Genomic DNA, 25,976 nt, shown 5'->3' on the forward strand with positions numbered 1-25,976 from the left:
ACGACAATGAACGTCGCACGCTGCGTATCAGCTCAAGCCGCCGTCGGCTCGCTCGACAGCGCGGCGAACACCGTTTCTGGCGAATGCGCGATCACGGCGAGCAGCGCGCGGGCCGGTCCCCGCGGGGCGCGCTTGCCCTGCTCCCAGTTGCGGATGGTCTCCACCGGCACGCCGAGCTTGGCGGCGAATTCGAGCTGGGTGAGCTGGGCCCGGCGGCGCAGATCGCGCACGGCCGGTTGCGAGGCCGAAGGCTGCATCGCCGCCTCGGCAGGATGGGCCGGCACGAGCGGGATTTCCTGCCCGTCGCGCAATTCGACGATCCGTCCGTCCGCCTTGAGCCGCAATCGCTGCATGATGGCCCCCGTGATGGCCCCCTTGGAGATAGGACCATCATCCGCCAACCCCGTTAAGGCGCGATTAACGATAAGCCGGCCGGCGCGCGCCGGGCTATTTCAAGCCGAACCACAGCGTGGCGATGCCGAGAAACGAGAAGAAGCCGACCACGTCGGTGACGGTCGTGACGAAGGTGCCGGAGGCGACCGCGGGATCGGCGCGCACCCGTTCCAGCACCATCGGAATCAGGATGCCGCCGAGCGCGCCGGCGACCAGGTTGCAGATGATCGCAAGCCCGATCACGATGCCGAGGCCGGGGATCTTGAACCAGGCCACCGCGGCGATGCCGGTGATGACGGCAAAGGCGAGACCGTTGACGAGCCCGACCATGGTCTCGCGCAGCACCACGCGCGTCGCGTTGAACGCGCCGAGCTCGCGGGTGGCGAGCGCGCGCACCGCGACCGTCATGGTCTGGGTCGCGGCATTGCCGCCCTGGCTCGCCACGATCGGCGCCAGCACGGCGAGCGCCACCATCTTCTCGAGCTGGCCCTCGAACAGGCCGAGCACCGAGGAGGCCAGGAACGCGGTGGCGAGATTGACCAGCAGCCAGTTGAAGCGGCCGCGGGCGATGGTCCAGACCGTGTCGGACAGCTCTTCGGGATGGGTGACGCCGCCTAGCGCCTTGAGGTCCTCGTCGGCCTCCTCCTCGATCACGTCGACGACGTCGTCGATGGTGATCACGCCGACCAGCCGCTCGGTGGTGTCGACCACGGGAGCCGCGACCAGATTGTACTTGCCGAACATCCGCGCGACCTCTTCCTGGTCCTCCAGCGCGGAGACCCGGCGACGGTCCTCGTCGATCAGGTCCTTGACCGGGACCGGGCGGCGCGTGCGCAGCAGCACGTCGAGCGGCACCGCGCCGAGCAGATGCTTGTCGGCGTCGACCACATAGATCTCGTAGAAGCGGTCCGGCAGATCGGGCGTGTCGCGCATGTAGTCGATCGCCTGCCCGACTTTCCAGTCCGGCGGCACCGCGATGAACTCGGTCTGCATCCGCCGGCCGGCGGAATTCTCCGGATACAGCAGGCTGCGCTCGATGTCCTCGCGCTCGGCCGCCGGGAGCTTCTCCAGGATCTCTTCCTGGTCCTCCTCGTCGAGGCTTTCCAGCAGCTCGACGGCGTCGTCGGATTCGAGCTCGCGGACGCCCTCGGCAACGGTCTCCGGCTCGAGTTCCTCGAGGATCTCCTCGCGGACCGTCTCGTCGACCTCGTTGAGCGCCGAGAAGTCGAAGTCCGTGCCGGTGATCTCGACCAGGGTGACGCGGTCGTCGGGCTCCAGCGCCTCGATCAGGTCGCCGAGATCGGCCTCGTGCAGTTCCGCCACCACCTCGCACAGCAGGGGCCGGTCGGCGGCGTGGATGGCCCGGGTGATCTCCGTGACGAATTCGGGGCGGAGCTGGCCCTCCTCGTCCCGCATCGGCATCCCGGCGAGCGGGGCGGCCTCGGCGGGTTCGGCAATGTCGATATTCTCGGCCATGCCGTGTTTCGCCGGTTTGACAGGAAGAGAAAAACTGCTCTGATGAGTGCGGAACGGATTACCTAATCGGTGGGGCCCAGTGCAATGAGAAAGATGTCGAGCGCACCGCGACCGATCCTGAACACTGTCGCGGCGCTGATCGCGCTTGCGCCATTTGCGCTGATCGGCTCGGCGAAGGCCGCCGAATGCCCGCGCAAGGACGCGCTCGGCACCGCGCGTGTGCTCGAGGTCGACCCTGCGACCTATCCGCGCGTCGGGTTGAAGAGCTTTCCGCAGACCCTGCCGCTGCGCGATGGCGAGGTTGTGCTGACTTTCGACGACGGGCCGACACCTGGTGTCACCGACAAGGTGCTGACGGCGCTGGCAACCGAATGCGTGCAGGCCACCTTCTTCATGGTCGGCCGCAATGCGGCCGATCATCCCGATATGGTCCGCAAGATCGCGCGGCTCGGCCACAGCATCGGCTATCACAGCTGGGACCATCCGCATCTCAACAAAATGCCGACGGATCAGGCCGAGGCGAACATCAACCGGGGGATCGAAGCGATCCAGACGGCCCTGCGCGGCACCGCGAGCACGGTCCCGAGCACGCCGTTCTTCCGGTTCCCCTATTTCGAGTCGACGCCCGCCCTGCTCGGGCGCATGGAAAAGCGCGGTATCGCGGTGTTCGGCGCCGATTTCTGGGCCAGCGACTGGAACAAGATGACCCCCGAGGAGGAACTCAAGCTGCTCACCGGGCGGCTCGAGGGCCATCGCAAGGGAATTATCCTGCTGCATGACCCGCAAATGCGAACAGCGCAGATGCTGCCCGCCTTCCTAAGGTACCTGCAGGAGCATAATTATCACGTCGTCCACATCGTCCCGGCGGCGTTGAAAACCGTGTCCGACCGGACACATTGAACCCGGGACCCAAGGTGGATTACAGACCGTTAAGGCGGCATTCATGGGGCCGCACCTAAGGATTCGTCAGTGCGTTTGGAATGCGGCCGAGATTGATGATTGCAGACGTCCTGGTGATGATCCGGAAGCGGTCGCGGACCGTGATCGGCGCGGCGCTGCTGGGCTGCTGCTTCATGACGCCGCAGGCCGGCCTCGCCGCGGATTGCCCGGGTAACCCCAACGCACTCGGCACCTCGCGGACCATCGTCGTCGATCCCACGGAGCATCCGCGGATCGGCACCATGCAGTATCCGGAGACGCTGCCGCTCGCCGATCACGAGGTGGTGCTGACCTTCGACGACGGACCGCTGCCGAAATACAGCAACCAGGTGCTGGCCATTCTCGCCAGCCAGTGCGTCAAGGCAACCTTCTTCACCATCGGCTCCCAGGCCCGGTTCAATCCGGAGGGCGTGCGCAGGCTGATCGCTGCGGGGCATACCGTCGGCACGCACAGCCAGAATCATCCGTTGACGATGAACAAGATGCCGCTCGAGCGGGTGCGGCAGGAGGTCGACGACGGCATCGCCTCGACGCTCGCCGCCCTCAACGGCGACAAGAGCAAGCTGGCGCCGTTCTTCCGGATCCCCGGCCTGATGCGCGCCGAGATCCCCGAAGCCTATCTGGCGTCGCAGGGCATCCAGGTCTGGAGCGCCGACTTCCCGGCTGACGACTGGCGTCACATCTCGCCGCAGCGGGTTTACGACCTCGCGATCCAGCGGATCGAGGCCAAGCACAAGGGCATCCTGCTGCTGCACGACATCCAGCCGCGCACGGTTGCGGCGCTGCCGCGCATCCTCAACACGCTGAAGGAGCGCGGCTACCGCATCGTCCATGTCGTGCCCGCGACACCGGACCGCCCGGCGACGCCGACCGAGCCGCAGCAATGGTTCATGCGTCCGCCGACCGAGACGGTCGCGATCACGCGCTGGCCCAAAATACCGAACTTCGTCTTCACCGCAACGCGGACGCTGCCGGCGCCGGTGTTTGCCGACATGGATTGGCGCGATGGCGACGTCCTAGATCACGCGCAGCGCGCGCGCGTCGGCGCATCCGTCCGCACGCTGTGGCCGCAGGCGCAGCTCGCCCAGCCGGCGTCGCCCTCGACATTGCCGATCCCGGCGGCTGACGTGTTTCGCATTCCCGAAGCGCTGGACGTGACCCTGCTTGCGGCCCGCTCGGCGGCCGAACGTCGTCTGGCACAGCGCGCGGCAGCTGTCCCCGGAGCTGGCGCACCGCGCGCGCAGGCGATCTCCGCGCGTCAGGCCAGGCATCCGAAACAGGCCGCGCATCAGATTCCCGCTGCGGCCCACGGCCGGCTTCACGGCGCGCCGCTGCATATCGCCCCGCCTGCCGCGAGCAATGCGTCGGTCCATGTCGCCAGGCGCACCCCGCGCGCCGAGGCCTCGGCGGCAAGCAAGCGCGAGCCTGAATAGGGCGCGATCTAGCTGACCACGATCTTAGCGACGCAAAGCAGGATCACCGCCGCCAGGAGAAGATGTCGATATAGGATTTGATCTCGCCGGCATGCCTGAGCTCGGTGACATCGGCGACGATCTGCTTGCGCGAGGCGACAGCGTTGGGCCCCTCGCCGGCTGCAGCCGCCAGCCGCCGCGTTTCGCCTTCGAGGCGCTCGATCCGTTGGAAGAAATAGAACGAGCGCAGGCCCGAGAGGGCATGCATCGTTGCATAGACCAGGACCAGGATCGCGACCGTCGCGCGCTGCTCGTATTTCTCCAGCAGGTTCAGCGTGAAATAGACCAGCCCCAGGAACACGAAGTTGGAGAGGATACGGTAGGCGTAGCTGGCAAAGATCATCAGGCGCTCCGGGTGGGGCAGGCTTGGCCGCGCGATCGCAAGAGGCAGCCTTTGGTCGGCAGCGACATACCAACAGGGCCATGCACCCACTACTCTACCCGACCGGTGTTACAGGACCGCATCGACCACAGCTTCTCGTCACCAGCCGGCTCGAGCCGGCATGGCTGGCGCGCGGGTAGTCGCCCCATTGACGCGGCGCGGCCGGCTTGCGATGTAAGCCGCCCCGGACATCCCAGGGTGGTCAATGCAAATCGTTCGTTCCGTTCGCCTCTGGATGAAGGAAGGCAGATCCGACAAGCTCTATGAAGTCGATCTGGTCGATCTGGAACGCGCCGCCGACGCACGATATCTCGTCAACTTCAGATATGGCCGTCGCGGCACCTCGTTGAGGGATGGAACCAAGACTCCGTCGCCGGTCACTCGCTCGAACGCCGAGAAGCTGTTCGATAGTGTCGTAGTATCCAAGATCAACGATGGCTATCGCCGCATCGACGGCGACGCACCACCGCTGGCCGTTCGCGACGCCGGCGATGCCCACGGACGCGACACGGAATTGCTCAAGAAGCTCGCGCTCTGTGCACGAAGTGCGTGGCCCGAGAAGGAGCGCGACCGCCTGTTCTGGCGCCTTGGTGTGATCCGGCTGGCCGCCGCCTATCCCCAACTCGCCGCCTTCGCCGAGAAGGTCGGCGCGGCAAACGCGAGCTACAGCCTGGTATATGCGCTGGCGCGCTGTGGCGGTGCGGACGCCGCCCATCTGTTGCGCAGCTGCGCCGACCTCAATGTCAGCCTGGTGACGCGCGACTACGCCGCCTATGCCCTCGCAAGCGAACTGATGGGCGCTCGGCAATTGTCGCCACGGCTGTCGCTGCCGCGAACCACGGATGCTGCGGCGACACGCGACATCGAGATGGCGCTGACGAACGGCAATGGCGCGGGCCTGACGCAGGCCCTGCTCGCGGCGAACTCGGCGCAACCGGGCTTCGCCAATCAGTTCCTCATTGCTCTTGCCCACCACGCGCTCGCAGACGACGCCGCGCGCAAGACGCTGCTCGCGGCTGTGCATGCGATGAGCCCACGACCGCCCTACGTGCAGGTGCTGCGACGCCTGTTCAAATATGCCGATCTCATCGACGACGGCCCGCTGTTCGCCGCGACTGCACGACAGTTCGAGCTGGCTACGCCGATGTATTATCGCGGCCGGGTCTACAACGACCGAGTCTGGGTGCCCGGTTCGCGCCAGGCGCTGAAGCTCAGCGAGGAACAGCACAGCGCGGCTCCGCGCATCGCGCTGTCCGACCAGACCCTGTTCTACTTCAAGCGACGCGCCTGGCGCATGCTGCGCAAGCGTGCCGAACTCGGACAGGACGCCTTCACGGCGATGGCGGGTGAGCTCCTCCTCGCCTTCACCGACGCCGACGGCATCAAGCCGGCGACATGGACCGAGCATGTCCGTATCGACGGCAGCTTTCGTCCCGTTCCCCATTCCGCCGAGGCGCTGAGCCGCGTGTGGAGCGTCAGCCACCTGCTGCATGCCGGGGGCCAGACCAGCCGCTTCAATGACAAGGCTCTCACCCATCGCCATGTCGGCACGCGCACGCCCGCGCAGCGCGAGGAAGCCTTTCCCGCGCTATGGGATGCGCAGCCGCAGCGGCTGCTGCGCATCGCGACGCTGGCGCGCAATCATGCGGCGGCGCGCTTCGCGGCAGAGGCGCTGCGGCAGGGCCCGCCGCGGCCCGATGCGATGGACGTGGCTGCGATCGGCGGCCTGCTGGCCTCGCCCTATCCCGAGGTCACCGCGCTCGCGGCCACGATCGCGCGGCGCCTGATCGATGCCGACAAGGCCGATGCGGCATTGATCGCCGCGCTGCTCGAGGCGTCGGCGCCCGACATGCGCGACCTGGCCATCCGTGCCATTGACGACCGCACCGACTGGCCGTGGGCCGACGCCGCCCTTGCACGCGCCGCGCTGACGAGCCCGCACGATCACGTGCAAGGCCGCATGCGCGGCTGGCTACGCGACCGAGCGCCTTCACGGGACCAACGCGCCCACGCGACGGAGGCGTTCGCAGCCTGGCTCGCGCAGTTGCCGCCAGAACTTGACGATCTGCAGCGCGCCGGCCTCACTGCCGCTCTCGCGCTGCTGCCGCAACTATGGCCGGATCGCGACTGCCCGCTGCAGCCGGAGGTGATCGAAAGCCTGACCGGTCACGCCAGCCCCGACGTGCAGGCAGCCAGCATCCAGCTCATCGCCGTCACCCCGACGCGGCCTGACGACCTGCCGACAGCGTTTTGGCAGGCGATCCTGCAGGCCGACGCGCCGGAAATCCGTATTGCCTCGATGAGCCTGCTGGCACGGCTCGACGACGCCGCGCTCGCGCAACATCGCGATGGCATCGCTTTGGCGGCCACCGGCGCTCATGCAGGGCTGCGAGCGGCTGCGCGGCCACTCGTTGCACGCCTCGCGGCAGCCGACGAGGCTTTCGCCGTTCGGTTGCGCGACGCGCTGATGACTGGCCTCTTTCGCGCCGAGCCGGTCGAAGGCCATGCCGCCGACATGGTCGCACTCTTCGTCGAGGCCTTGCCGCAGGCAGCGGCTGCCATCGACGATGGCACCCTATGGCGCCTGCTGCAAGCGCGCGCGGCCGGCGCCCGCATGCTGGGCGCAAAGCTGCTGGAGAGCAGCGACCCGTCGCGCTTCTCGGTCCGTCAACTCGCCCGCCTCGGCAACCATTCGTTTGCCGCCGTGCGCCGCTTCGCGCTGCATGCGTTTGCGACCGACGAGCCGCGCTTCCGCGCCGACCCGCAGAATGCCGTGCTGCTGGTCGAGAGCGAATGGGACGATGTACGAACAGTCGCGGTGAACCGCCTCACGGCATGGCCCAGCGAAGCGCTGCCGGCGGCGGCGCTGGCAGTGATGGCGGACTCGACCGTGCCCGCGGTGCAGGACGGCGCCCGCCTGCTGCTGCGGCGCAGCCTCGCTGACGGCGATGTCGCCGAGGTGCTGGGCCGCGTATTGGAGCACCCCTCCGGCAGCTTCCATCTCTTCGTCACCGAGCTGATCACCGGCGATTCGCTGGCGGATGCGGCGATCTTCGCCAAATTCCTCACCCAGGCCCGCATCATCCTGATGCAGATCAACCGCGGGCGCATCGCCAAGGACCGGATCTTCACGTCACTACGCAACGAGGCGCTGGCGCACCGGGATCGCGCAGCGGCGATCGCACAGCTGCTGCACGACTTCACGCTCAGCGTGACCCTGCGTGACAAGGCGCCCGCACTGATCATCCTGCGCGACATCGCTCATGCCTGGCCGGATCTCAGCCTGCCCGTCACCGTGGCCCGCGCCGGCCGCACGCCGCCGGGCGGCGGCTCGCAAACCAGCGGAACCGCCGCATGAATTTCGCGTATCGATTTCTCGGCAGCAGCAGCGCGTCGTCCGACGCCGCCTCGTCGTCGTTCGCCTTCGCGCCGGACACGCTGCGCCAGCCGACTTTCTTCACCGGCAAGGTCGCGCGTCACCTCGCGTTTCGTGAGGCGATCTCCGCGCTGCATCACGTCGTCGTCTCGGACCTGCGCTTCAAGCCGCGCGATCGCACCGCCTATTTCGAGTGGCTGAAGCAGAACGAGGCCAACTTCCTCGCCGAGGCGACAGCGCAATCCGCGGCGCTCAAGCCGCGCATCGCGGAATTGCAGGACCGCATCCGCGGCTTCGACCGCGAGCGCGATCGGCTGATGAAGCCGTTCTGGGCGGCGCGGCAATCTTATTTCAACTACCTCTACAAGCAGAACCGCGACGCCTGGATCGTGCTCGATCCGGTAATCACAGTGCATCCGGACGAGATTTTCTTCGAGTGCTTCAGCCTCGACGAATCGAGCTACGGGCGGCTGTCGTGCGACCACGACGTGTTCGAGAGCCTCGGCGAGATGGCGTTCGGCACCACCAATATCGACTACAGCCACGCCCTCTACGACGAATTCCAGAAGATCCGCTCCTACCGCGACACCACGCTCACCATCGATCCGTCCGGATTCGAGGTGCAGACCGGCGACGACCTCGACTTCCGCGAGGAGAAGATCGACCTGCCGGATAGCTGGGTGCGCGGCTTCCTGCAGGTGTCGAGTGCCATGACCCTGCCGGCGCATGTGTTCGACCTGCACCCCGTGGACATGGCCAATATCCTCACCCGCCTCGCGCAGAGGAAGGAGCAAGCCGGCCCGCGCTCTCTGCGATTCGTGCTGAAGCCGGACGCGCCGGTGGAGGTCGTCATCGAGCCATGGCACGACCGGCTCACCTTCCGCCGCTCGATCTATCGCGGCCCGGCGCCCGCCGAGATCCGCATCTGGGGCCGGCGGCGGCTTGCCATTCTCGGGCGGGCGCTGCCGCTGGCGCGGTCGGTGCGGGTGCATTTGAGCGGGACCGGCCTGCCGTCGTTCTTCGTCGTCGATTTTGGCGGTCTGCGCTTCACGCTCGGCCTGTCCGGCTGGACCGCGAACGACTGGTCGTCCGCCGGGCAATTCGACCTGCTCGCGCCGCGCCACAAGGTCGACAACGACACGGCCCAACGCGTTTTCGCAGCGCTCAGCAAATCCCACGCGGCGAGCGCCGCCGAGCTGGCGCGACAGACCGGTGTCGACCAGGCGCTGGTGCATGCGGCGCTCACCGCCTACACTCAGGCCGGACGCGTCATGTTCGACCTCGACAAGTCGCTGTACCGCCTGCGCGAGCTGACGCGCGAGCCGCTGTCCCCCGCCCGGCTGCGCTTCGCCAGCGCGCAGGAGGAGAAAGCCAATCGCCTGATCAACGCCAACCTCGTGACGATCGGCAACATAGATCGCAACCAGGGCGTTCGCGCGATCAACGGCAGCGTGCTCGACAACGCCCGCACCGAGCAGGTGAATCTCGTCATCGACGATGACGACCGTCTCGTCGAGGCGCGGTGCAGCTGTCATTTCTACGGCCACAACAAGATGATGCGCGGCCCTTGCGAACACATGCTCGCATTGCGCCGGATCTTCCATTCACAAATCGAGGGCGTCGCCCAGGATGGACCCGCCATCGCATGAGTGACATGAGAGCTGCCATCTGCAGAGCCGGCTTGAACCGGCCACGACAATTCGCGTATCACTGCATTCGGAAGGGCGCAGGCCGGTCAGGACCTTGCAATCCGGGCGGCGTATCGCCGTCCTTGCACTATGACCACGCATGCGTCACTGGCCCGATCTTCACTGGGCCGGGGCAGTCCACCCGTACGCAATCGCAGAATGGGTTCCTTGAACCCAATTGCGTACGGGTGGACGCCCCGGCGTCGAGTGGATCGATCCAGTTCTTAGAAGAGACGAAGGCAACCCGGCCTGCGCCCTTTCCGATCCCCCTCCACAAGACTGCCGCGCCCCTCCTGAACGGAGGGCTGGCCGCGTGAACGAGACCATTGCTCCCGGCACGCTGACGCGTCAGGAACTCTACGACCGCATCCGCCAGTCGTCGAAGGACGAGGTCATCCTCGAAGAGATGATCCGGCTCGGTTTCTGGCCCGACGGCGAAGACGCACCGGCGCCGGCCGCGGACGTGATCCGCGCCCGCGCAGACGCGATGCGCGAACTCACCGAACTGCAGCGTCAGAACGCCACGCTCGGCGATCCCGAGCGGGCGCTGAAGGAAATGCACAAGCGCCGCAAGGCCGAAGCGATGGCGCGGCGGCAGGAGACCAAGCGTCGCAACGCGGAGGCATGCCAAAGCCGGGCCTTTGCCTGGTACGATCGGCGCAAGCGCGACGTGCTCTATCTCGGCGAGGACGTCTCGCGGGGCCTTCACACCCGTACGGCCACCACGCCCTTGCACGACGGCCTGCCCCCGCTCGCCGATGCCAAGGCGCTGGCTGACGCGATGGGCATAGCACTGGGCGAGCTGCGCTTCCTCGCCTTCAACAGAAAAGTGGCGTTGGTCAACCACTATCAGCGCTTCACGATCCCCAAGAAGAGCGGCGGCGAGCGATTGATCTCGGCGCCGATGCCGCGTCTCAAGCGCACGCAATATTGGGTGCTGGACAACGTTCTCGCACGGGTGCCACTCCATGATGCCGCGCACGGCTTTGCAGCGCAGCGCTCCATCCTGACCAATGCGCGCAACCATGTCGGCCGCGACGTGGTGATCAATCTCGATCTCAAGGATTTCTTCCCGACCTTGACCTACGCTCGCGTCAAGGGCCTGTTCGAGGCGCTGGGCTATGCCGAAGCGGTCGCGATTCCGCTCGCGCTGTTGTGCACCGAGCCGATGGTCGACGAAGTGGCGCTCGACGGCGAACGCCACTTCGTTGCCGACGGTCCGCGGCTGCTGCCGCAGGGCGCGCCGACCAGCCCGGCGATCACCAACCTGATCTGCCGCAAGCTCGACCGACGTCTTGTGGGGCTCGCGCGCACACTTGGTTTCGTCTACAGCCGCTACGCCGACGATCTGACCTTCTCCGGCTCGGGCGAAGCCTTGAAGAAGATCGGCACCTTGCTCAAGGCCGTGCACGGCATCGTCGAGGCCGAAGGATTCAGGGTCCATCCGGACAAGACGCGCGTGATGCGCCGCTCGACGCGCCAGGAGGTCACCGGCCTCACCGTCAACGAGGCGGTAGCCGTGCCGCGCGACCTGCTGCGCCGTTACCGCGCCGTGCTGCAACAGGTCGAGCGCCACGGGCCGGCTGGCAAGCATTTCGGCCCCGGCAAGGACGTGATCCGGTCGCTGCTCGGCTTCGGCCATTTCGCCGCGATGGTGGATCCGGAAAGCGGCACGCCGTTGTTGCAGCGAGCGCAGCGCCTCGCCGCACAGTATGGACCCGTCCCTTCCGCGCGGCGTCCGACTCGCGCCGCATTCCGCAAGGCCGCGGCCGCCGGCCAGACGCCGCCCGGCCGGCAATGGAATCCCGCCGAGCGGCCGCCGCCACCGCCGGATCCGGTGTTGGTCGCGCTGGCACGACAGGACGAAAAGAAGCGGACGGCGCAGGCGCGCGCCGCAGCGCCGGGCCCCTCGCGCATGCCCAACGTTCCGCCACCGCCGGTGAGCGTCACGCGCGTGGTCGGCCCGCAGGCTGCTCCCCCGTCGGCACCGAGCGGGACAAGGCAGCCGTGGTTCGTCACGGCACTGGTGATCGTCGCGGCACTCGCCGTGCTGCTGCTCCCTGGCGGCCCCGCAATCGCCGGCGCGATGCTGTTTCTTTACTTCAGCCGTTGGTGGAAATGGTGAACGACCGCCCCGTCGCGCCGGTCTTCGACCAGCCGACGAAAGACGGAAGATAGAGAGTCCAGGAGGGAGAATCGCCGGGGGTGATTCAGCCGGGCGGCGGCGTCATGGTGGCCTCCGCGCACGGCGGAAGCGGACCTGAACTCCACCGTTCAACGTTGCACCACGTCCCATACCGGGAGCATGGGAGCTAAAACCGCAACAATTTCAATCGGAAATTCCAAGTGTGGTGCGCTCGGAGGGCGGGCGCATTTATTGCGATATCAACGAGTTGCCCAGATTCGTCAAACAAAAAGGTGCATTTCGCGCGCAGAAGTGCTTTTCGGCCCTGCCTCACCCGACAGCCATCAAGCGCCGGCCCAGCCCCGTGCTTGATCGCCGAGAGCACCTAAACTCTCGCGCAGAGGAAAGATATGCCCCACTTCGGGGAAGAACTAAGCCCTAAAGGAAAACGGCCCTAGCACCCTTGGAGGTTAATGCTGAGGCAGTTTCACCATGCCGCTGAATCGAAAGGGGCCGCTGGCAATGCGGCCCCCAGCCGAGAAAATTTTCAAAAAGCGCGTTACCGATTGAAATACCCTGCCATCGGCAAGGATTAATTTACTCTTATCCACAGGATTTGAGGATTCCGGAAGAACACGGTGGTCCTGAGTCGGATCACACGAAAAGGCCTCAGCTCTCTGGGGGACAGATGGAGCTGAGGCCAAATACGGCCAGACCAAACGTGTACATCCGTCGTCGGCCTAGTGTGAGCCCATCATGGCACCGCGACGGGCCAGCGCCAACTTGGCAAGCGGCGCACCTCGAATTTCCCCCGCTAAAGTGCGAGCCTCTGGTGGTGCCGTTTCCTATTTTCGCAAACCGGGAAGGTGTGGGGTCATGTTGTTGCTCCTCTGATGTGACCCTGGGGGCGGACTTTACCTGCCATTTGATGTCCGGTCTGCTCCCGGGAGCGACGCGGTTGCTGCGTGGCAACGAAATGACGCGATGGGCCGACTCCGGACTCATGCACCGCAACATGATCGGCACAAAAGGAAGGACAGCCTCGAGCGCAGGGGCGCTATTTTTCGTTACGCGGGGGCGGTCTCGGCGACGGTCTCAAGTGGCAGCACCTCGACCGAGCCACCTGCGGCCGCGCGGGTCTGCTCGTTATAGCGCTTGAACCAGTCGCGGCTTTGCAGCGCCTTGACTGCGGCGTCGTCCGTTGGCGTCGCAAGGTGCATATATTCGTCGCTGTCGCGCACCTTCATGCACCGGTAGGAGATCCGTCCGCGCAATTCCGGATCGGCCTCGATCTGCGCGATGAAGCGCTTGATGTCCTCGTGCCAGGCTTCGGCGGTAGCGGTCGTGCGGCGATAACGGATCAGGAACTGCTTCATCTGATACCTTTCACAATCTCGGCGCCGGCTGCTCGCCGCGAAAGATCGCCCCATGCTTCGCTACGAATTGGTCGAACGACGTCGGCTTCATCTTAAACACTGCGGCGATCGTCGGCCAGACGTGTGACTCGCTGCCCTTGCCGCCGCGCGGCGAACAGTTCGCCCAGCGCGTCAACAAGGTAGGGCGGCACGCCGGTGGCTATGCCCGGCACCATCTGGTCCAGCACCGCCTTCATCTGACCCACATACGGACCGTGCAACCCGAAGTCCGTGAACTGCACAATCAAAGTTGCCAGCTAACCTCTGTACGTCCTGCTGCAATGGGGGCGAGCATCATACGCGCCAATGATATCAGTGGGTTAGTGAAAATTTCCGATTTCATTGTGTTGCGCTTGTTATGTCGGATTTCCACCTATTCTCAAGCATGCCCCTGCACCCTCGGCGGACGCAACCCTCCGTCGATGTGAATGGCAAGTGCGGCCCCCTTGGCGGCCTGAGGCCGGCATGCGCGGGCGAACCGCATCACCCGGAGGCTGCCCGCTGAAAAGTGACCTGTAGCCTGGCCGGCCGAACATGAGGAGAGGTCGGTGGTCAAGAAGACGAAGAAGGCAGCCAAGTCCGCGAAGAAGCGCAAGCCGGCCCCGAAGAAGGCAGCACCGAAGACGACCCAACGCGACCGGTCGATCTCGGGGCGATTGCATGCCCTCGGCAAGGTGCGGAAGGCGGCCGAGGAACTTCTCAAGATCCAACTCGAGATCGATCACGCATGCGGCAAAGGCGGCCAGCTCGCGTTCGGCGAGTTCGGAGGGCGGTTGGCGGCCGCCAAGAGTGCTTGGGAAGATGCGATCTTGAAATCGGACAACGTCACGGACTGGGTTGCAGCTGCGCGCAAAGCCGCGCATCTGCCATAGGATTAGCGCGGGCGATCGGGATCGAACCGCCGAGGCGGCCGCATGGGCGTGGCAATCCGAAGCCGTCTCCTTCAACCGCCGTGCAAGTCTGATAATCGACCCTGACGGCGGAGATGGCGTTCTCCAGGAGATGCCGAAGGAATTCACGTCCTGGGAAGCCATCCATGCAGCGCTGTGCGCCGCTGTCCCGGATGAATTTTATCGGTCCGGCTCCGAGGTGGTGACGGTGTCCCAGACCCGGTTGCCCCCTCGCACCGGCGCCCGACGCTGATTCCCCGCGGCACCGTTTAGGGACTTCTATTAGAGCGCCCCACGCGTTGAGGCCCCATCGAGGGGCTGAACCCGGAGGTGGGTTATGTGCGACGTTCCTCGGGACTTGCAAAGGAAGTTCGAACAGCGGTGGGCCGCCAGATTTGCGCCGCGAGCTCCGACGGGAGCGCCTGAAAAGCATCAGCCCGAAAGGCAGGCCGCACCACCGGCGCCAGCGCTTGACCAAGCCAAAGAAAAAACCCGCCAGATTGAAGCGGCGTGTTTGAAGCAGCCTGCATCGGCGGCGTGAGCGCTGGACCGCAACCCGCCCCGCTTCCTTCTATCGTCCAAGCCGCCGGCGCAGGCGCGCTGTGTCAGCTCCGCATGCCTGCCGAGTGGCTAACGGGTTCTGCAACGATCTCAGGAGCTATAAGCGGACTTTCAGCCCATTTCACCGCGGGGTCGTCACAGCTTATGCATTGAAGGTCGGTGCGGCCGGACAAGGTGACAACCGGCACCCGTTGTTTTCCGCATTTGGGGCAGTGCGTTATCGGATCCATGAGACCCTCCCGATTTTTTCACCCCCCTAACTCGGAACTGTGATTTTTGCTCCATGCTGCGTTTAGGGCGCATGACCGAAGTGTCCGCGCTCGGCATTCGTCCTTATCGCACATCCTCCTTCAGCACCCAGCGCCGGTTCCGTGCGTCATAGCTGTAGATTGCCGGGTCTGGCTTGCGCGTGCTCCCGCTTGCCTGCCATTCCTCCAGCGTGATGACGCGCTTCCGTCCGGGATGCAACGGATCGATGCGGCGATAAGGCGAGATATGCGCGATCGGCTCGATAGTCGGGGGAATCTTCATCTGCGACCCCCATCGTTTGCGTGGTCGGACTTTAGCATATTCCCTGTATGAAAATCAGTGCGGCAGTGATTGCGCTGCCAAAAAATCGCGCCCCTCGCCCAGGCATTTGGCGGCGCCGGGGCGACATAAGACGCCAGCGCCGCCGAGGTTGTGGAAAAGCTACCGTCTCAGTCGCCTGGCGTGCGCCGCCAGCTCTGCCGGTTGCGCCTACCGGGCCTGCATGCACACTGAGAAGAGGCAGGCCTACTGCTCGGACGAAGCCAAATAACCTTTGCCCACTGCGGGACCGCTTCGCGCTTTTTCAGGCGCTGAAGGCTTAGGCAGGTCGCGGTAGGGACGAGGATTGCTCCTCGCCCCCCGCAGAGATTCCGGCGAGCGCTGCTAACGCACCGGGCTCCTCCCTTGGGTCAGACGTCGTGCGATGAGCAATTTAGTCAGGCTCATCGCCCCGCCGCACAGCCATCATTCGGATCGACGTGGCATTTCGGCTCAGTGTCCGAACCGCGGCCGCCTAACGGCTGTTGCCCTTGGGTGAGGCCCTTCCCTCCACGACTTCCGCCGAGAGCTGCCTCCCGTTGTTCATCGCTTCTCAGGTAGTATGGCCTCATCCGACTTCTCATCCACGTACATGCTCGGCGTGCGGCTGTCGCCTTCCCGAGCCGGCCCGGCACACGAGTCCGGGCATGGATGAGACCTCCCAGGTTCCGCGCAAAAAACGTCTCCACGTGCACAAGGTCTCCGACTGTGCGAGGTTCGGCCCATGCAAGCCATTTCGTCATGGGAGATGTCGCCTTCTCTTCAGCAGAACGAGATCGGCACCTCGGAAGCAGCCCCGTTTCGCAGCTCAATACTCGGCCCGTGGTCTCCCCTGTGAACGCTTCACGTCGGCCCTCGCGGGACGCCGCGCATCACTCGGGGTCGGGGTGGTTGCTAGACCTTCCCCGGGGGGACCTGCACCTCCTATTCTTTGCCAGCTTGCCTGGCGCACTCCGCTTTGGGTCCATTTTCGACCGACTTAGCCGGTTATCTCACCGGTTGATGTCCGTGTTGCCCCGGAAGCAGACCTGAAGCAGACGGGACGAATGCGACGCCGGCAGCCGCCGCTGGGCCCTCGTGATGCCGCTAGTCAAATCGCACATGTGCAGCAAAGGCGGCTGCACGCGGCGGTCTCAGATACGAAACGGGGCTCGGCTTTACTCGTCCTTCCATTTGATCGAGCAGCCAATCGACGCCTTTTGGTCAGCCGGCGCCAGGCCGGTCGTCGCAATCGCGCGCATGGCCTCGACAAGCTCTCGGGGCGCCCCCGCGCGACGCGGAGTTGTGCGGCCTTCGTCGAGCCGGCCGCGATACTTGAGCTTGCGGTCGGCATTGTAACCGAAGAAGTCCGGCGTACAGACTGCCCCATATGCCCGAGCGACTGTCTGGGTCTCGTCGTGGAGATATGGAAACGGGAAATCATGAGCCTTCGCGAAACGCTTCATATTCTCAAATGAGTCTTCGGGGTAGCTCGCCGCATCGTTCGAGCAAATCGCCGCAAAGCCTATGCTCTCCGACATCAGCACGCAGGCGTCCGAAACCATGCGGTCGATCACCGCTTTAACAAAGGGACAATGGTTGCAGATGAAGACGACGACCGTGCCTTTTTCGCCCGCAAGGTCGTCCAGTGCGTAAGTCTTGCCGTCGGTGGCAGGAAGCCGGAACTCCGCCGCCGGCGTATCAAGAACGACTTGGGTAGCTGTTGTCGCCATATCGCACCTCCTTGTGCCCAAATATATGCTGACGACGGCCTGCCGGGGCACGGTTTCCAAAGCCTGCTCGCCAGTCGCGTCGTTTTGGCCATACGTCAGCCATCTCCGGTCGACTCTTAACAGCCGGCATTTGAACGAGCGCGAGATTTCGTCGGTGTGGGCCACGAACGGACGATAGCACCTCCAATGCCCCGGCGCGTGGGCGCTGGCTGCGACCATAATAAACTTCTGTCTAAAGTTTGTTTGTCCGGCGGCTCTGAATGATTGTCTCGACACTCACCGCCGCCCGCGCTCCTGCCATTTTTCTTCGCCGATTAGACAAGACACCCGGGGTTCCTTCTCGGCGGCTGGGACGATCGCCCTCTCCGACGTGAGGCCCGCAACTTCGAGAGCAAGCTTGGTCCGGATCGCTTCCTGGAATTGTCCGCGATCGTTGATTGTCATGATGAAGGCGCCCGGACCTCCGATCACGCAGTCCTCGTAATAAAGATCGAGATTCTCGATATCGGTCGTCGAATAGGACGGCTCCTTCACCATGATCGGCAGACCGTTGATGATGATTCCATTCTCAAGGGCAGCGTCGCGCGCGACGGTTACCGGGACTCCGTCGTTGTTCGGCCCATCGCCGGAAATATCGATGACGCGCCGCAACCCGTGATAGGGATTCTCTTCGAACAGTTGAAGTGCGAAATTAATCGCGCCGGAAATCGAGGTACTCGAACCTCGGCGAACCGGCGTTTTCATGATCTCGGCGGCCACGGCATCCGCCGATTCCGGGCCGTCGATCACGCGCCAGGGAATGATGATCTTCTCGTCTCCCGACATCGACCACTCGAAATAGGTCACGGCCATCTTGCTGCCCGGAACGGCCCTCAGCGCCTGAAGGAAGTCTTTCGAGACGATGGCCTGTGCATAGCCCTCGCGCTGAATGGCAAGCTCGTCCATATCCATCGAATAGGAGACGTCGACGGCGATAACGAGCTCGACATTGACGGACGGTACATTGCGTTTGGTGTCGGCGAATCGAGATTTCGGGCTCGGCGCGGCAATGCCAGCAATGTCACCTCCGACTATCGCCCCCGCAACAAGCACCGCCCCGACCGAGACACACCAGCGCATGGCCGCCCTCCCATCCTTTCACAAGCATGGTGACACCCAAAATGCGCATCGAAAAGCGGAAACATGCAATTGTCGTCCACGTTCGCAGCAATCGAGGCGGCAGAGTGGAGCGGGCGCAAACGCCGCAAGCCGTTTGAAGCGCCTCGCCTTTACGTTTTCGGTACACAGGCTTGACCTTGACGCCCGCGCGTCGCAGGTTTCGGGCGCCGCGGGGCTCGCGCGCCCAACGGGTAGGATCGATCTTTCATGGCATTCGTGCAGTTCACGCAACCGGACGATCAGCCTATCATCATCAACACGGATAGGATCGTGACCGCCACACCACTGCCCGACGGACAAGGCACACGCATCACCTTCAACAACGGTGGCCATCAGGACGTGAAGCAACTCATCGCTGACGTGCTGCGGCAGTTGAACATAAGCGCGTAGGCTCAGGACATCGCCGCCTGGGCGAACCATTCCGCCGATCAAGTGGGATCGTGCCCTTTCTTGAGTGCTGCCCAATGTCGCAGATGGGTCACGGGCGTCGCCCTCTGCACCACTCGGCTTTCGTCAACTTCCGCTATGCGCCGTTCGCGACCGAGGTCTTGTGGCGGTGCATTATGTCGCGAAGGGCCACAAACGGACTCGTGCACTGCAGGGATTGCCCGCGTCGCGCGCCGCGTTCAGTCGCGCTTTTATTCGTCCCCACAGCCGCGTTTCTGCGGAGTGACTGCTTTTACCAGCCCCGCCGCCTGGTCTCGTGGTGTTTGGCGTGCATGTGATGCCCAATGCCCACCGACGTGCTTTCGGGCGATCGGTTCAGATCATTTTCCAGACGATTGAGCGCTCTCTTGATGCGGAGGACGTTCTCACTTTGGTGGGGAAGCAACGACGAACTCCGGGGTCAGCGTTACCTTGGCCTTAACGGAATTTGCGATGAAGCATTGGGCTTTGACGCCTTCCATGGTTTTGCGAGCAGGCTCGAGTTTGGCTTCGCTTTCGTATCCGACCGAGTCAGGCCTCGGGCGTGAGCGAGCGCGAGGAATGTCAGCATCATGTACGTATTGAGCGAGCCGACGGGCATCTCTTTCGGCGCCCAGATTCCGGCCCGCCTCTGAACTCCGGCGGGCCGCCAACGATGATGTTCGGTCTTCCCATTGCCGAGAGCATTCCGCACCGCGCGTCAGCGCAAGCATCTGCTTGGGGTCGGAATCGTTGATCCGTGGAGCATGTGCCTGGGAGCCGCGGCGGGATCGCCGTGCCAAGCTCTCAGGGGATCATCGCATGCGACAATAAGTTTGGCAGGCGACAGAACGATCAGCGGATGTTTGTGTTGATTATGCAAAACCCTCATGACGCTGCTCTCCAAAGCTATGGCGCGATGGCGCAGGGCCGTTGGCAACGCTGGTTTTGGAGCAATCGAGGCAACCATGGGGGTGGGTGAGGAACATAGGGAGATGGCTATGACCAGAAAGCAATGGCTTCTATCGAGCGCTGTCGCGTTCACAACCCTTGTTTCAACCGCCGCCGGCGCAGGATCGATCGAGAAATACAGCCCGGTGACCGCAGCCCGGCTGGAAAATCCGGAGCCGGGCAACTGGCTGATGATACGCGGCAACTACAAGGGATGGAGCTACAGCTCGCTCGATCAGATCAACACCAGCAACGTGAAGTCGCTGGTGCCGGTGTGGAGTTTCTCCACCGGTGTGGATTCGGGCCACGAAGCGCCGCCGATCGTGAACAACGGAGTGATGTTCGTCACGACGCCGTACAGCCAGGTGATCGCGCTGGACGCGGCCACGGGCGAACTGCTCTGGCGCTATAAGCCCAAGCTTCCCGAAGGGTTCAGCGCCCTGCACAACACCAACCGTGGCGTGGCGCTTTACGGCGACAAGGTCTATGCGGCCGGGCTCGATGCCGTGCTGGTCGCGCTCGACGCCAAGTCTGGCAAGGTCGCCTGGAACGCAAAGGTCGAGGATTGGAAGACCGGCTACTACATGACCATGGCGCCCCTGGTCGTGAAGGGCAATATCCTGGTCGGCGTGGCGGGCGGCGAGTTCGGCGTGCGCGGCTTCGTCCAGGCATTCGACGCCGAGACCGGCAAGCCGGTGTGGAAGACTTACACGATTCCGGCACCCGGCGAGCCGGGAAGCGATACCTGGCAGAAGCCCGACACCTGGAAGACCGGCGGTGCCTCCACCTGGATGACCGGCAACTATGACGCCGAGTCCAACACGGTCTATTGGGGGACCGGCAACGCTTCGCCATGGTTCGGCGATCAGCGGCCGGGCGACAACCTGTACACCGCCTCCACGGTCGCGCTCGATGGCGATACCGGCAAGATCAAGGGCTATTTCCAGTACCATCAGAACGAGTCATGGGACTGGGACGAGATGAGCGCCCCGATGCTGGTGGACTTCCAGAAGGACGGCGCCAGCACCAAGGGCCTGCTGAAACCGGCGCGCAACGGCTACCTGTACTGGCTCAAGCGCAATCCGGACGGCGGGATCTCCTACATCAACGCCCAGGCCTACGTGCCGCAGAACGTCTTCAAGAGCATCGATCCGAAGACCGGGCGGCCTGAGGTCGACGTGGCCCACAAGCCGGCCACCGGCAAGGCGGCCCAGTTCTGCCCTGGCCTGTGGGGCGGCAAGGACTGGCCGTACGAGGCCTATAACCCGAAGACCGGAATGGTCTACATTCCGTCCAACGAGAACCACTGCAACAACCTGGAAGGCAAGGTCGAGGAGCGCATTCCCGGACAGTGGTGGACGGGCGTTGCCATCCCGGATTTTCACTTCTCGGTCGACACCAAGGCGGGCTTCTACGGCGAGCTCCAGGCGTACGACGTCGACAGCGGCAAGCGGGTTTGGCGCAACCTGTATTCGAGCTCGATGATGTGGGGCTCGATACTCACCACCGGCGGCGGCCTGGTCTTCACGGGCGGCACCAACGACCGTGAGTTCCGCGCCTACGATGCCAGGACCGGCGAGCAGCTTTGGCACTTCAAGACCAACTCCGGTATCATGGCCCCGCCTTCGACCTACGAGGTCAACGGCGTGCAGTATGTGGCGGTGGCGTCCGGCTACGGAGTCGACCCGGCCTTCCAGCAGGAGCTGATGAGCCAGCTGGTAGGTTGGCAGAAGGATGTGCCGCAGGGCGGCGTCGTCTGGGTCTTCGCGGTCTCCAAGTGAGTCCATCTTTGTTCGCGACCGGCCGCCAGCAATGGCGGCCGGTTTCTCGGCCGGGGGGTTCGTTGTCTTGTCAAGCAACCTGGTCGGGTCTCACCCGTTAGGGATTCTGACGATGATCCGCTTCACTGCCTTTGCACTGTTCGGCGCGCTGGCGACCTCTCCAGCCTCGCTGGGGTTCGAACAGGCGCGAGCCGATGAATCGCCCGCCTACGTGGTCGAGGTGACCGACGTGTCCGCCAAGGTCGGCGAGCCGGCCGTGCTGCACGCCACGTTGCGCATTCGCGACGGCCACCGCGTTCTCGAGGGCTACAACAATCGCGTGATCGAGCTGTCGTCGTTTGACGATGGGGTAGTGTTCGAGCGTCGCGTGGTCCGGGGCACCATTCAGGAGGGCGGGCTCGACTTCGCAATCGGCGTACGGGCCACAAAGCCGGGCAGACACCCGATCAACGGCTACTTCAGGGTCGGTTACATCCACGGCCCCGACGAGCTGGCAATGGTGTCGCTGCGCCTGATCGCGAACGTCAATGGCACCGAATAATGAAGGGAGTGGGCCACATGCCGTGCGATGATTGGCTGCACTGTCGCTGCTACACGCGTCGAACGATCCTCGGGCTGGCGCTTGTACCGCTGTTAGCCGGTCCCGCGCGCGCGGCGGAGGAGGACGAGGCTGCCAAGCCGCCAGCGCCGGACGATCGCTTCGTGTTTCTGACCGGTCCGAAGAAGGGACAGGTGGTTCGGGCCGAGGACCTTGCGCTCGGCGGCCCGCAGGTGCAGGCCTATCCGATGGCTCCGGACGGCACGGTGCGCAGCGACAACCGCCTCAATCTGGTGATCCTGGCGAGGTTCGACCCCGCCGCATTAACCGACGAGACGCGGGCGCGCGCCGCAGACGGCGTCGTTGCCTATTCGGCGATCTGCACGCACCAGGGCTGCCCGGTGAACATGTGGTCGAAGGAGCGCGACGGGTTCGTCTGCTCCTGCCACGCCTCCATCTTCGACCCCAGAAACGCCGCCGAGGTGATTGGTGGGCCGGCTCCGCGTCCGCTTGCGGCGCTCGGGCTGAAGCTCAAGGACGGCGTGGTGACGGTTGCTTCGGCCTTTTCGGGTCGCGTCGGTGCCACGCAGGGCTGATCTGCGCCTCACATTGCGACCGTCCGAGCGCCGATAGCCCGCCAACGACAACTGCTGCAGAGGTTTCAGCGGCGCGAAGGTACCGCTGAATCCCGGTAAGCTCTAGGCCTCAAGGTGGGCTCGGGGCGCCGATCATTATGGTGAAGTGCAAGCGTGGGATCCCACCCGGGAACGAAGACCTGGTCGTACAATTTCCCAAAATCGCAGTTGTTTGGTTCGGTCACGGCGACTGCAGGCGAGCTCTTCTTCGCCGGCGGGACCAACGACCGCAACTTCCGGGCCTTCGACGCCAAGACGGGCGAACTGCTCTAGGAGCAGAAGACCAACTCCGACCAACAACATCGGTCTCGAAACAACGTGCTCCAAGGCGGCGTGGTCTGGGTGTTCGCCGTCAAGAAGTAGCCCAGCACCAACCGCCGAGCGCGGTATTCGAGAACAAGAAAATGCGGCCGAACATATCCGCCGCATTCCTTTTGTTTGAGCGACCGTTTCGCCGTCGGATCGATGAAACGGTCTCTGCGAGCAATGCCTCTACGTCTCCAGTTGCTTGCCGATTGGCAGCACCCGAATACGCTTGCCGGTCGCGGCAAAGATGGCGTTGGCCAATGCCGGGGCGAAGGGCGGCACGCCCGGCTCGCCGACGCCGCTCGGCGGCGTGTCGGGGCCAGGAGGCACGATGTAGACGTTGGTCACGCGGGGAGCCTCGTCAATCCGGATCACCTGGAAGTCGTCATAGTTGCGCTGCTGTACCTTGCCGTCCTTGAACGTGATCTCGCCATATTTGGCAAGGCTCATTCCCATGATCGCGGCGCCCTCGATCTGGGACTGGATTCGCTCCGGGTTCACATATGTGCCGCAGTCGATCGCGGTGTCGACCCGAGGCACCGTGAACTTGCCCTTGTCGTCCACGGCCACCTCGACAATGGTCGCGATATAGCTGACAAAACTACGGTGGACAGCAATCCCGAGCCCATGGCCTTTGGGCACCGACCGCCCCCATTCGCCCTTCTCAGCGACCAGCTCGACGACACGCCGCAGCCGCGCCGCGTCGATGGGATAGCTGGAGTACGGCTCGCCATAGTTCCAGAGATCCTTCACGGAAGACAGGTCAACGATTCGCGGAGAGCCGATGAGGTCCAACAACATTTCCTTCTGATCGCGGTTGGTGGCCTGCGCGAGCTCGCCAACCATGGACTGCACGGCGAAGGCGCGCGGGATATTCGACACCGAGCGGAACCAGCCAATGCGGGTGTGTGCGGCCACTTCCGGGTTCTCGCACTGGATATTGGCGATCTCGAAGGGCATGTCGACAAGTCCCATGCCGAGTTCGAAAGGTGCCTGATGCACCGTACCCGCCGCAAATGTCGATGCGATGCTCGGTGCGACACTGCGGTGCCGCCAGGCGATCACCTTGCCCTTCTTATCAAGGCCGGCCTCAATGCGTTCCACCGAAACGGTGTGAAGGAAGCCGTGACGAATATCGTCGTCCCGCGTCCATTGCACCTTGACCGGCGCACCGAGTTCCTTCGAAAGCAGGGCCGCTTCCAGCGCGAAATCGCACTTCGACTTTCGTCCGAATCCACCGCCAAGCAGCGTGACGTTGACGGTCACGTTCTCCTCGGGAATGCCGAGCGTCTTCGCGACGTCTTCGCGGGTTCCACCCGCACTTTGCACCGGCGCCCAGATATCGGCCTTGTCGCCTTTGACGTCGGCGACCGCGACGGGCGTCTCCATGGCGACATGGGCAAGGTGCGGCAGGTAATATTCACCCACGATCACCTTGTCGGCCCCCTTCAAGGCGGCATCGACGTCGCCCTCCTTGCGCACGATCAGCCCTGGCTTGCGCGCGGCCTCCTCAAGTTCGGCCCGATAGGCGACCGAGTCGTATTTGCCATTAGGTCCGTCGTCCCAGACAACCTTTAGCGCATCGCGGCCCTTGATCGCAGCACCGGTGTTGCGAGCAATCACGGCGACCCCGCCGAGCGGCTGGAACTTGGAGGGCCACGGCCATCCTTTCACTTCCATGACCTTTTCGACGCCGGAAACCTTCATGGCCTCTGCTGCGTCGAACGACGCGAGCTTGCCGCCGGTGACCGGAGGCCGCGCGATGACGGCGTACTTCATGCCGGGCAGGCGCGTGTCGGAGCCGTAATGCGCCGCGCCGGTGGTGATGTCGCGCAGGTCGACGATGCCGATCTCGCCTTTGCCGAGATAGCGAAAATCCTTCGGGTCCTTCAGCTTCAGGCCTTCGATACTCGGCACCGGCTCCTTCGCTGCATCGCCAGCCAGATCGCCGAATCCGATGCGGCGTCCACTCGCATTGTGGACCACTTCGTGATTGGCGGCCTTCACTTCGGTGGCCGGTACGCCCCAGCGTTTCGCCGCAGCGGCTTCAAGCATCGTGCGAGCCGAGGCGCCGATCTGGCGCATCGGGATCAGATAGTGGCGTGTGCTGCGCGATCCGTCAGTATCCTGGTTGCCGTATCTGACTTCGTCGCCATGGGCCTGCTGGACGCGGACGCGCGACCAGTCGGCTCCCATCTCTTCGGCTACGATCAACGGCAGGCTGGTTCTGACGCCCGTTCCCATCTCGGCACGGTGTGCGAGGATCGTAACCAAGCCATCCGGTGCGATCGACACGAAGACACGAGGGTCGACCACGGTGCCGTGCGGCATCTTGCTCGCGCCGGTCTCGTACGCGGCGAAAGCGGGGCGTGACATCACGGGAGCGGCGAGCACGAAGCCTCCGGCGATGCCGAGGCCCTTCAGGATGCTGCGACGCGAAACGTTCTCAACCTTGGCCTTGATGAACTGTTCAAAGCCGCGGAGTTTTTTGGGGTTCGTATTGATGGTCATGGTCACACCCCCGTCGATGCGAGATGCACTGCGTTTTCGATGCGCTGGTAACAGCCGCAGCGGCAGATGTTGCCGGACATCGCTTCAACTATCTGATCGTGGGACGGTTTTGGATTTTGTATCAGCAACGCGGCCGCCTGCATGATTTGGCCGACCTGGCAATAACCGCATTGCGGGACGTTGAGTTGTCGCCAAGCCTTCTGAACCCGATGGTCGCCGGTCGGGTGAAGGCCTTCGATGGTGGTGACCTCGCGGCCGACCACGTCGGAAACGGAGGTGATGCAGGCGCGTACCGCTTCCTTGTCAACGATGACGGTACACGCACCGCACAGCGCCACGCCGCAGCCATACTTGGTCCCGGTCAGGCCCACCTCATCACGGAGAAACCAAAGCAGCGAAAGATCTGGGTCGCCATCCCAGTTTTGTTCTTGGCCATTAATCTTCAACTTGATCATGATCGTTTCTCGCTCTTCTTGAGCTACTGACGTCTGGTTCGGTGCAAGCGGAACAGGCATCCATTCGCCTGCATCAACCGCTTCGACTTCCCGCACGAGCTCATCGTGTCAGGAAGGCTGACAGACTTCATTGCACGATCTGTTCGACAGTTCTGTTTTGCTCACGGCTCCTGCTTCTCTTGATTGTTGGTTGTTGTGCAGGCGCGCCTTTATCGCCAACGATGTTATCAGAAATTGACA

Annotated in this window: 19 protein-coding genes and 2 pseudogenes; 11 read left to right on the top strand and 10 right to left on the bottom strand. The window is 64.1% G+C overall.

Annotated features, from left to right (window positions below; translation table 11 throughout):
- Positions 1-32: 32 nt before the first annotated feature.
- The gene (locus tag Q0030_RS32755) at positions 33-353 is read right to left on the bottom strand and encodes a helix-turn-helix domain-containing protein (RefSeq protein WP_298376790.1); all 321 of its coding nucleotides are present in this window, start codon (positions 351-353) and stop codon (positions 33-35) included.
- 94 nt (positions 354-447) lie between these two features.
- Positions 448-1,869 carry a magnesium transporter gene (gene mgtE / locus Q0030_RS32760; protein WP_298376793.1) on the bottom strand — a complete coding sequence of 474 codons (1,422 nt, stop codon included), beginning with the start codon at positions 1,867-1,869 and terminating at the stop codon, positions 448-450.
- 84 nt (positions 1,870-1,953) lie between these two features.
- Between mgtE and Q0030_RS32765 the strand changes: the two genes are divergently transcribed.
- Together Q0030_RS32765 and Q0030_RS32770 are read left to right on the top strand one after the other, a co-directional pair.
- Positions 1,954-2,769 carry a polysaccharide deacetylase family protein gene (locus Q0030_RS32765; RefSeq protein ID WP_298376796.1) on the top strand — a complete coding sequence of 272 codons (816 nt, stop codon included), beginning with the start codon at positions 1,954-1,956 and terminating at the stop codon, positions 2,767-2,769.
- A 95-nt stretch (positions 2,770-2,864) separates the two neighbouring features.
- Positions 2,865-4,241 carry a polysaccharide deacetylase family protein gene (locus tag Q0030_RS32770; RefSeq protein WP_298376798.1) on the top strand — a complete coding sequence of 459 codons (1,377 nt, stop codon included), beginning with the start codon at positions 2,865-2,867 and terminating at the stop codon, positions 4,239-4,241.
- An 8-nt stretch (positions 4,242-4,249) separates the two neighbouring features.
- Here the strand turns inward: Q0030_RS32770 and Q0030_RS32775 are convergent.
- Positions 4,250-4,623: pseudogene (locus Q0030_RS32775) on the bottom strand (hypothetical protein).
- Between the two features lie 244 nt (positions 4,624-4,867).
- Here Q0030_RS32775 and Q0030_RS32780 point away from each other — a divergent pair.
- The 3 genes from Q0030_RS32780 to Q0030_RS32790 all read left to right on the top strand — a co-directional run bounded on the left by Q0030_RS32780 (position 4,868) and on the right by Q0030_RS32790 (position 11,851).
- On the top strand, positions 4,868-8,020 hold the full coding sequence (locus Q0030_RS32780) for a hypothetical protein (protein WP_298376801.1): 3,153 nt from the start codon (positions 4,868-4,870) through the stop codon (positions 8,018-8,020).
- Complete coding sequence (locus Q0030_RS32785; protein ID WP_298376803.1) at positions 8,017-9,687, top strand: SWIM zinc finger family protein; 1,671 nt, start codon at positions 8,017-8,019, stop codon at positions 9,685-9,687. The genes Q0030_RS32780 and Q0030_RS32785 overlap by 4 nt, the downstream gene beginning before the upstream one ends.
- Positions 9,688-10,039: 352 nt before the next feature.
- Complete coding sequence (locus Q0030_RS32790; protein WP_298376806.1) at positions 10,040-11,851, top strand: reverse transcriptase family protein; 1,812 nt, start codon at positions 10,040-10,042, stop codon at positions 11,849-11,851.
- 1,067 nt (positions 11,852-12,918) lie between these two features.
- On the opposite strand, the gene Q0030_RS32795 is transcribed toward Q0030_RS32790, so the two are convergent.
- Together Q0030_RS32795 and Q0030_RS32800 are read right to left on the bottom strand one after the other, a co-directional pair.
- Positions 12,919-13,227, bottom strand: coding sequence for a hypothetical protein (locus Q0030_RS32795; protein ID WP_298376809.1), 309 nt, complete (start codon positions 13,225-13,227; stop codon positions 12,919-12,921).
- A gap of 92 nt (positions 13,228-13,319) precedes the next feature.
- Positions 13,320-13,463 carry a hypothetical protein gene (locus Q0030_RS32800; protein WP_363323524.1) on the bottom strand — a complete coding sequence of 48 codons (144 nt, stop codon included), beginning with the start codon at positions 13,461-13,463 and terminating at the stop codon, positions 13,320-13,322.
- 351 nt (positions 13,464-13,814) lie between these two features.
- Here Q0030_RS32800 and Q0030_RS32805 point away from each other — a divergent pair, with 351 nt between their 5' ends.
- Positions 13,815-14,138, top strand: coding sequence for a hypothetical protein (locus Q0030_RS32805; protein ID WP_298376814.1), 324 nt, complete (start codon positions 13,815-13,817; stop codon positions 14,136-14,138).
- A 912-nt stretch (positions 14,139-15,050) separates the two neighbouring features.
- Here Q0030_RS32805 and Q0030_RS32810 read toward each other — a convergent pair.
- From Q0030_RS32810 to Q0030_RS32820, 3 genes are all read right to left on the bottom strand, one after another.
- Positions 15,051-15,248 carry a hypothetical protein gene (locus Q0030_RS32810; RefSeq protein ID WP_298376816.1) on the bottom strand — a complete coding sequence of 66 codons (198 nt, stop codon included), beginning with the start codon at positions 15,246-15,248 and terminating at the stop codon, positions 15,051-15,053.
- 1,193 nt (positions 15,249-16,441) lie between these two features.
- Entirely contained in the window at positions 16,442-16,996 is a 555-nt protein-coding gene (locus Q0030_RS32815) for a thioredoxin family protein (RefSeq protein WP_298376819.1), read from the bottom strand.
- A 276-nt stretch (positions 16,997-17,272) separates the two neighbouring features.
- Positions 17,273-18,115 (bottom strand): DUF1194 domain-containing protein, encoded by an 843-nt coding sequence (locus Q0030_RS32820; protein WP_298376822.1) that lies wholly within the window; start codon positions 18,113-18,115, stop codon positions 17,273-17,275.
- Positions 18,116-18,361: 246 nt separating this feature from the next.
- Between Q0030_RS32820 and Q0030_RS32825 the strand changes: the two genes are divergently transcribed.
- From Q0030_RS32825 to Q0030_RS32845, 5 genes and pseudogenes are all read left to right on the top strand, one after another.
- A complete protein-coding gene (locus Q0030_RS32825) occupies positions 18,362-18,544 on the top strand; it encodes a hypothetical protein (protein ID WP_298376824.1) in 183 nt (60 codons plus the stop codon).
- A 1,016-nt stretch (positions 18,545-19,560) separates the two neighbouring features.
- Complete coding sequence (locus tag Q0030_RS32830) at positions 19,561-21,291, top strand: PQQ-dependent dehydrogenase, methanol/ethanol family (protein ID WP_298376827.1); 1,731 nt, start codon at positions 19,561-19,563, stop codon at positions 21,289-21,291.
- A 112-nt stretch (positions 21,292-21,403) separates the two neighbouring features.
- Positions 21,404-21,832 (top strand): hypothetical protein, encoded by a 429-nt coding sequence (locus Q0030_RS32835; RefSeq protein WP_298376830.1) that lies wholly within the window; start codon positions 21,404-21,406, stop codon positions 21,830-21,832.
- A gap of 245 nt (positions 21,833-22,077) precedes the next feature.
- A complete protein-coding gene (locus Q0030_RS32840) occupies positions 22,078-22,425 on the top strand; it encodes a Rieske (2Fe-2S) protein (protein WP_298376931.1) in 348 nt (115 codons plus the stop codon).
- A pseudogene (locus tag Q0030_RS32845) lies at positions 22,365-22,827 on the top strand (PQQ-binding-like beta-propeller repeat protein); the annotation flags it as partial. The gene Q0030_RS32840 and the pseudogene Q0030_RS32845, both read left to right, overlap by 61 nt.
- A gap of 129 nt (positions 22,828-22,956) precedes the next feature.
- Here Q0030_RS32845 and Q0030_RS32850 read toward each other — a convergent pair.
- Together Q0030_RS32850 and Q0030_RS32855 are read right to left on the bottom strand one after the other, a co-directional pair.
- Positions 22,957-25,281 (bottom strand): molybdopterin cofactor-binding domain-containing protein, encoded by a 2,325-nt coding sequence (locus tag Q0030_RS32850; protein ID WP_298376933.1) that lies wholly within the window; start codon positions 25,279-25,281, stop codon positions 22,957-22,959.
- A 2-nt stretch (positions 25,282-25,283) separates the two neighbouring features.
- The gene (locus tag Q0030_RS32855) at positions 25,284-25,736 is read right to left on the bottom strand and encodes a (2Fe-2S)-binding protein (RefSeq protein ID WP_298376935.1); all 453 of its coding nucleotides are present in this window, start codon (positions 25,734-25,736) and stop codon (positions 25,284-25,286) included.
- Positions 25,737-25,976 lie beyond the last annotated feature (240 nt).

The organism is uncultured Bradyrhizobium sp. (assembly GCF_947648125.1).
GTDB lineage: Bacteria > Pseudomonadota > Alphaproteobacteria > Rhizobiales > Xanthobacteraceae > Bradyrhizobium.

What these genes read in the sequence shown, in the direction of transcription:
- Q0030_RS32765 (WP_298376796.1), top strand. Translation starts at nt 1,954, where the DNA reads ATGAGAAAGATGTCGAGCGCACCGCGACCGATCCTGAACACTGTCGCG.
- Q0030_RS32850 (WP_298376933.1), bottom strand. Translation starts at nt 25,281, where the DNA reads ATGACCATCAATACGAACCCCAAAAAACTCCGCGGCTTTGAACAGTTC.
- Q0030_RS32855 (WP_298376935.1), bottom strand. Translation starts at nt 25,736, where the DNA reads ATGATCAAGTTGAAGATTAATGGCCAAGAACAAAACTGGGATGGCGAC.
- Q0030_RS32840 (WP_298376931.1), top strand. Translation starts at nt 22,078, where the DNA reads ATGGCTCCGGACGGCACGGTGCGCAGCGACAACCGCCTCAATCTGGTG.
- Q0030_RS32835 (WP_298376830.1), top strand. Translation starts at nt 21,404, where the DNA reads ATGATCCGCTTCACTGCCTTTGCACTGTTCGGCGCGCTGGCGACCTCT.
- Q0030_RS32755 (WP_298376790.1), bottom strand. Translation starts at nt 353, where the DNA reads ATGCAGCGATTGCGGCTCAAGGCGGACGGACGGATCGTCGAATTGCGC.
- Q0030_RS32825 (WP_298376824.1), top strand. Translation starts at nt 18,362, where the DNA reads ATGGCATTCGTGCAGTTCACGCAACCGGACGATCAGCCTATCATCATC.
- mgtE (WP_298376793.1), bottom strand. Translation starts at nt 1,869, where the DNA reads ATGGCCGAGAATATCGACATTGCCGAACCCGCCGAGGCCGCCCCGCTC.
- Q0030_RS32795 (WP_298376809.1), bottom strand. Translation starts at nt 13,227, where the DNA reads ATGAAGCAGTTCCTGATCCGTTATCGCCGCACGACCGCTACCGCCGAA.
- Q0030_RS32800 (WP_363323524.1), bottom strand. Translation starts at nt 13,463, where the DNA reads ATGAAGGCGGTGCTGGACCAGATGGTGCCGGGCATAGCCACCGGCGTG.
- Q0030_RS32815 (WP_298376819.1), bottom strand. Translation starts at nt 16,996, where the DNA reads ATGGCGACAACAGCTACCCAAGTCGTTCTTGATACGCCGGCGGCGGAG.
- Q0030_RS32810 (WP_298376816.1), bottom strand. Translation starts at nt 15,248, where the DNA reads ATGAAGATTCCCCCGACTATCGAGCCGATCGCGCATATCTCGCCTTAT.
- Q0030_RS32830 (WP_298376827.1), top strand. Translation starts at nt 19,561, where the DNA reads ATGACCAGAAAGCAATGGCTTCTATCGAGCGCTGTCGCGTTCACAACC.
- Q0030_RS32770 (WP_298376798.1), top strand. Translation starts at nt 2,865, where the DNA reads ATGATTGCAGACGTCCTGGTGATGATCCGGAAGCGGTCGCGGACCGTG.
- Q0030_RS32785 (WP_298376803.1), top strand. Translation starts at nt 8,017, where the DNA reads ATGAATTTCGCGTATCGATTTCTCGGCAGCAGCAGCGCGTCGTCCGAC.
- Q0030_RS32780 (WP_298376801.1), top strand. Translation starts at nt 4,868, where the DNA reads ATGCAAATCGTTCGTTCCGTTCGCCTCTGGATGAAGGAAGGCAGATCC.
- Q0030_RS32820 (WP_298376822.1), bottom strand. Translation starts at nt 18,115, where the DNA reads ATGCGCTGGTGTGTCTCGGTCGGGGCGGTGCTTGTTGCGGGGGCGATA.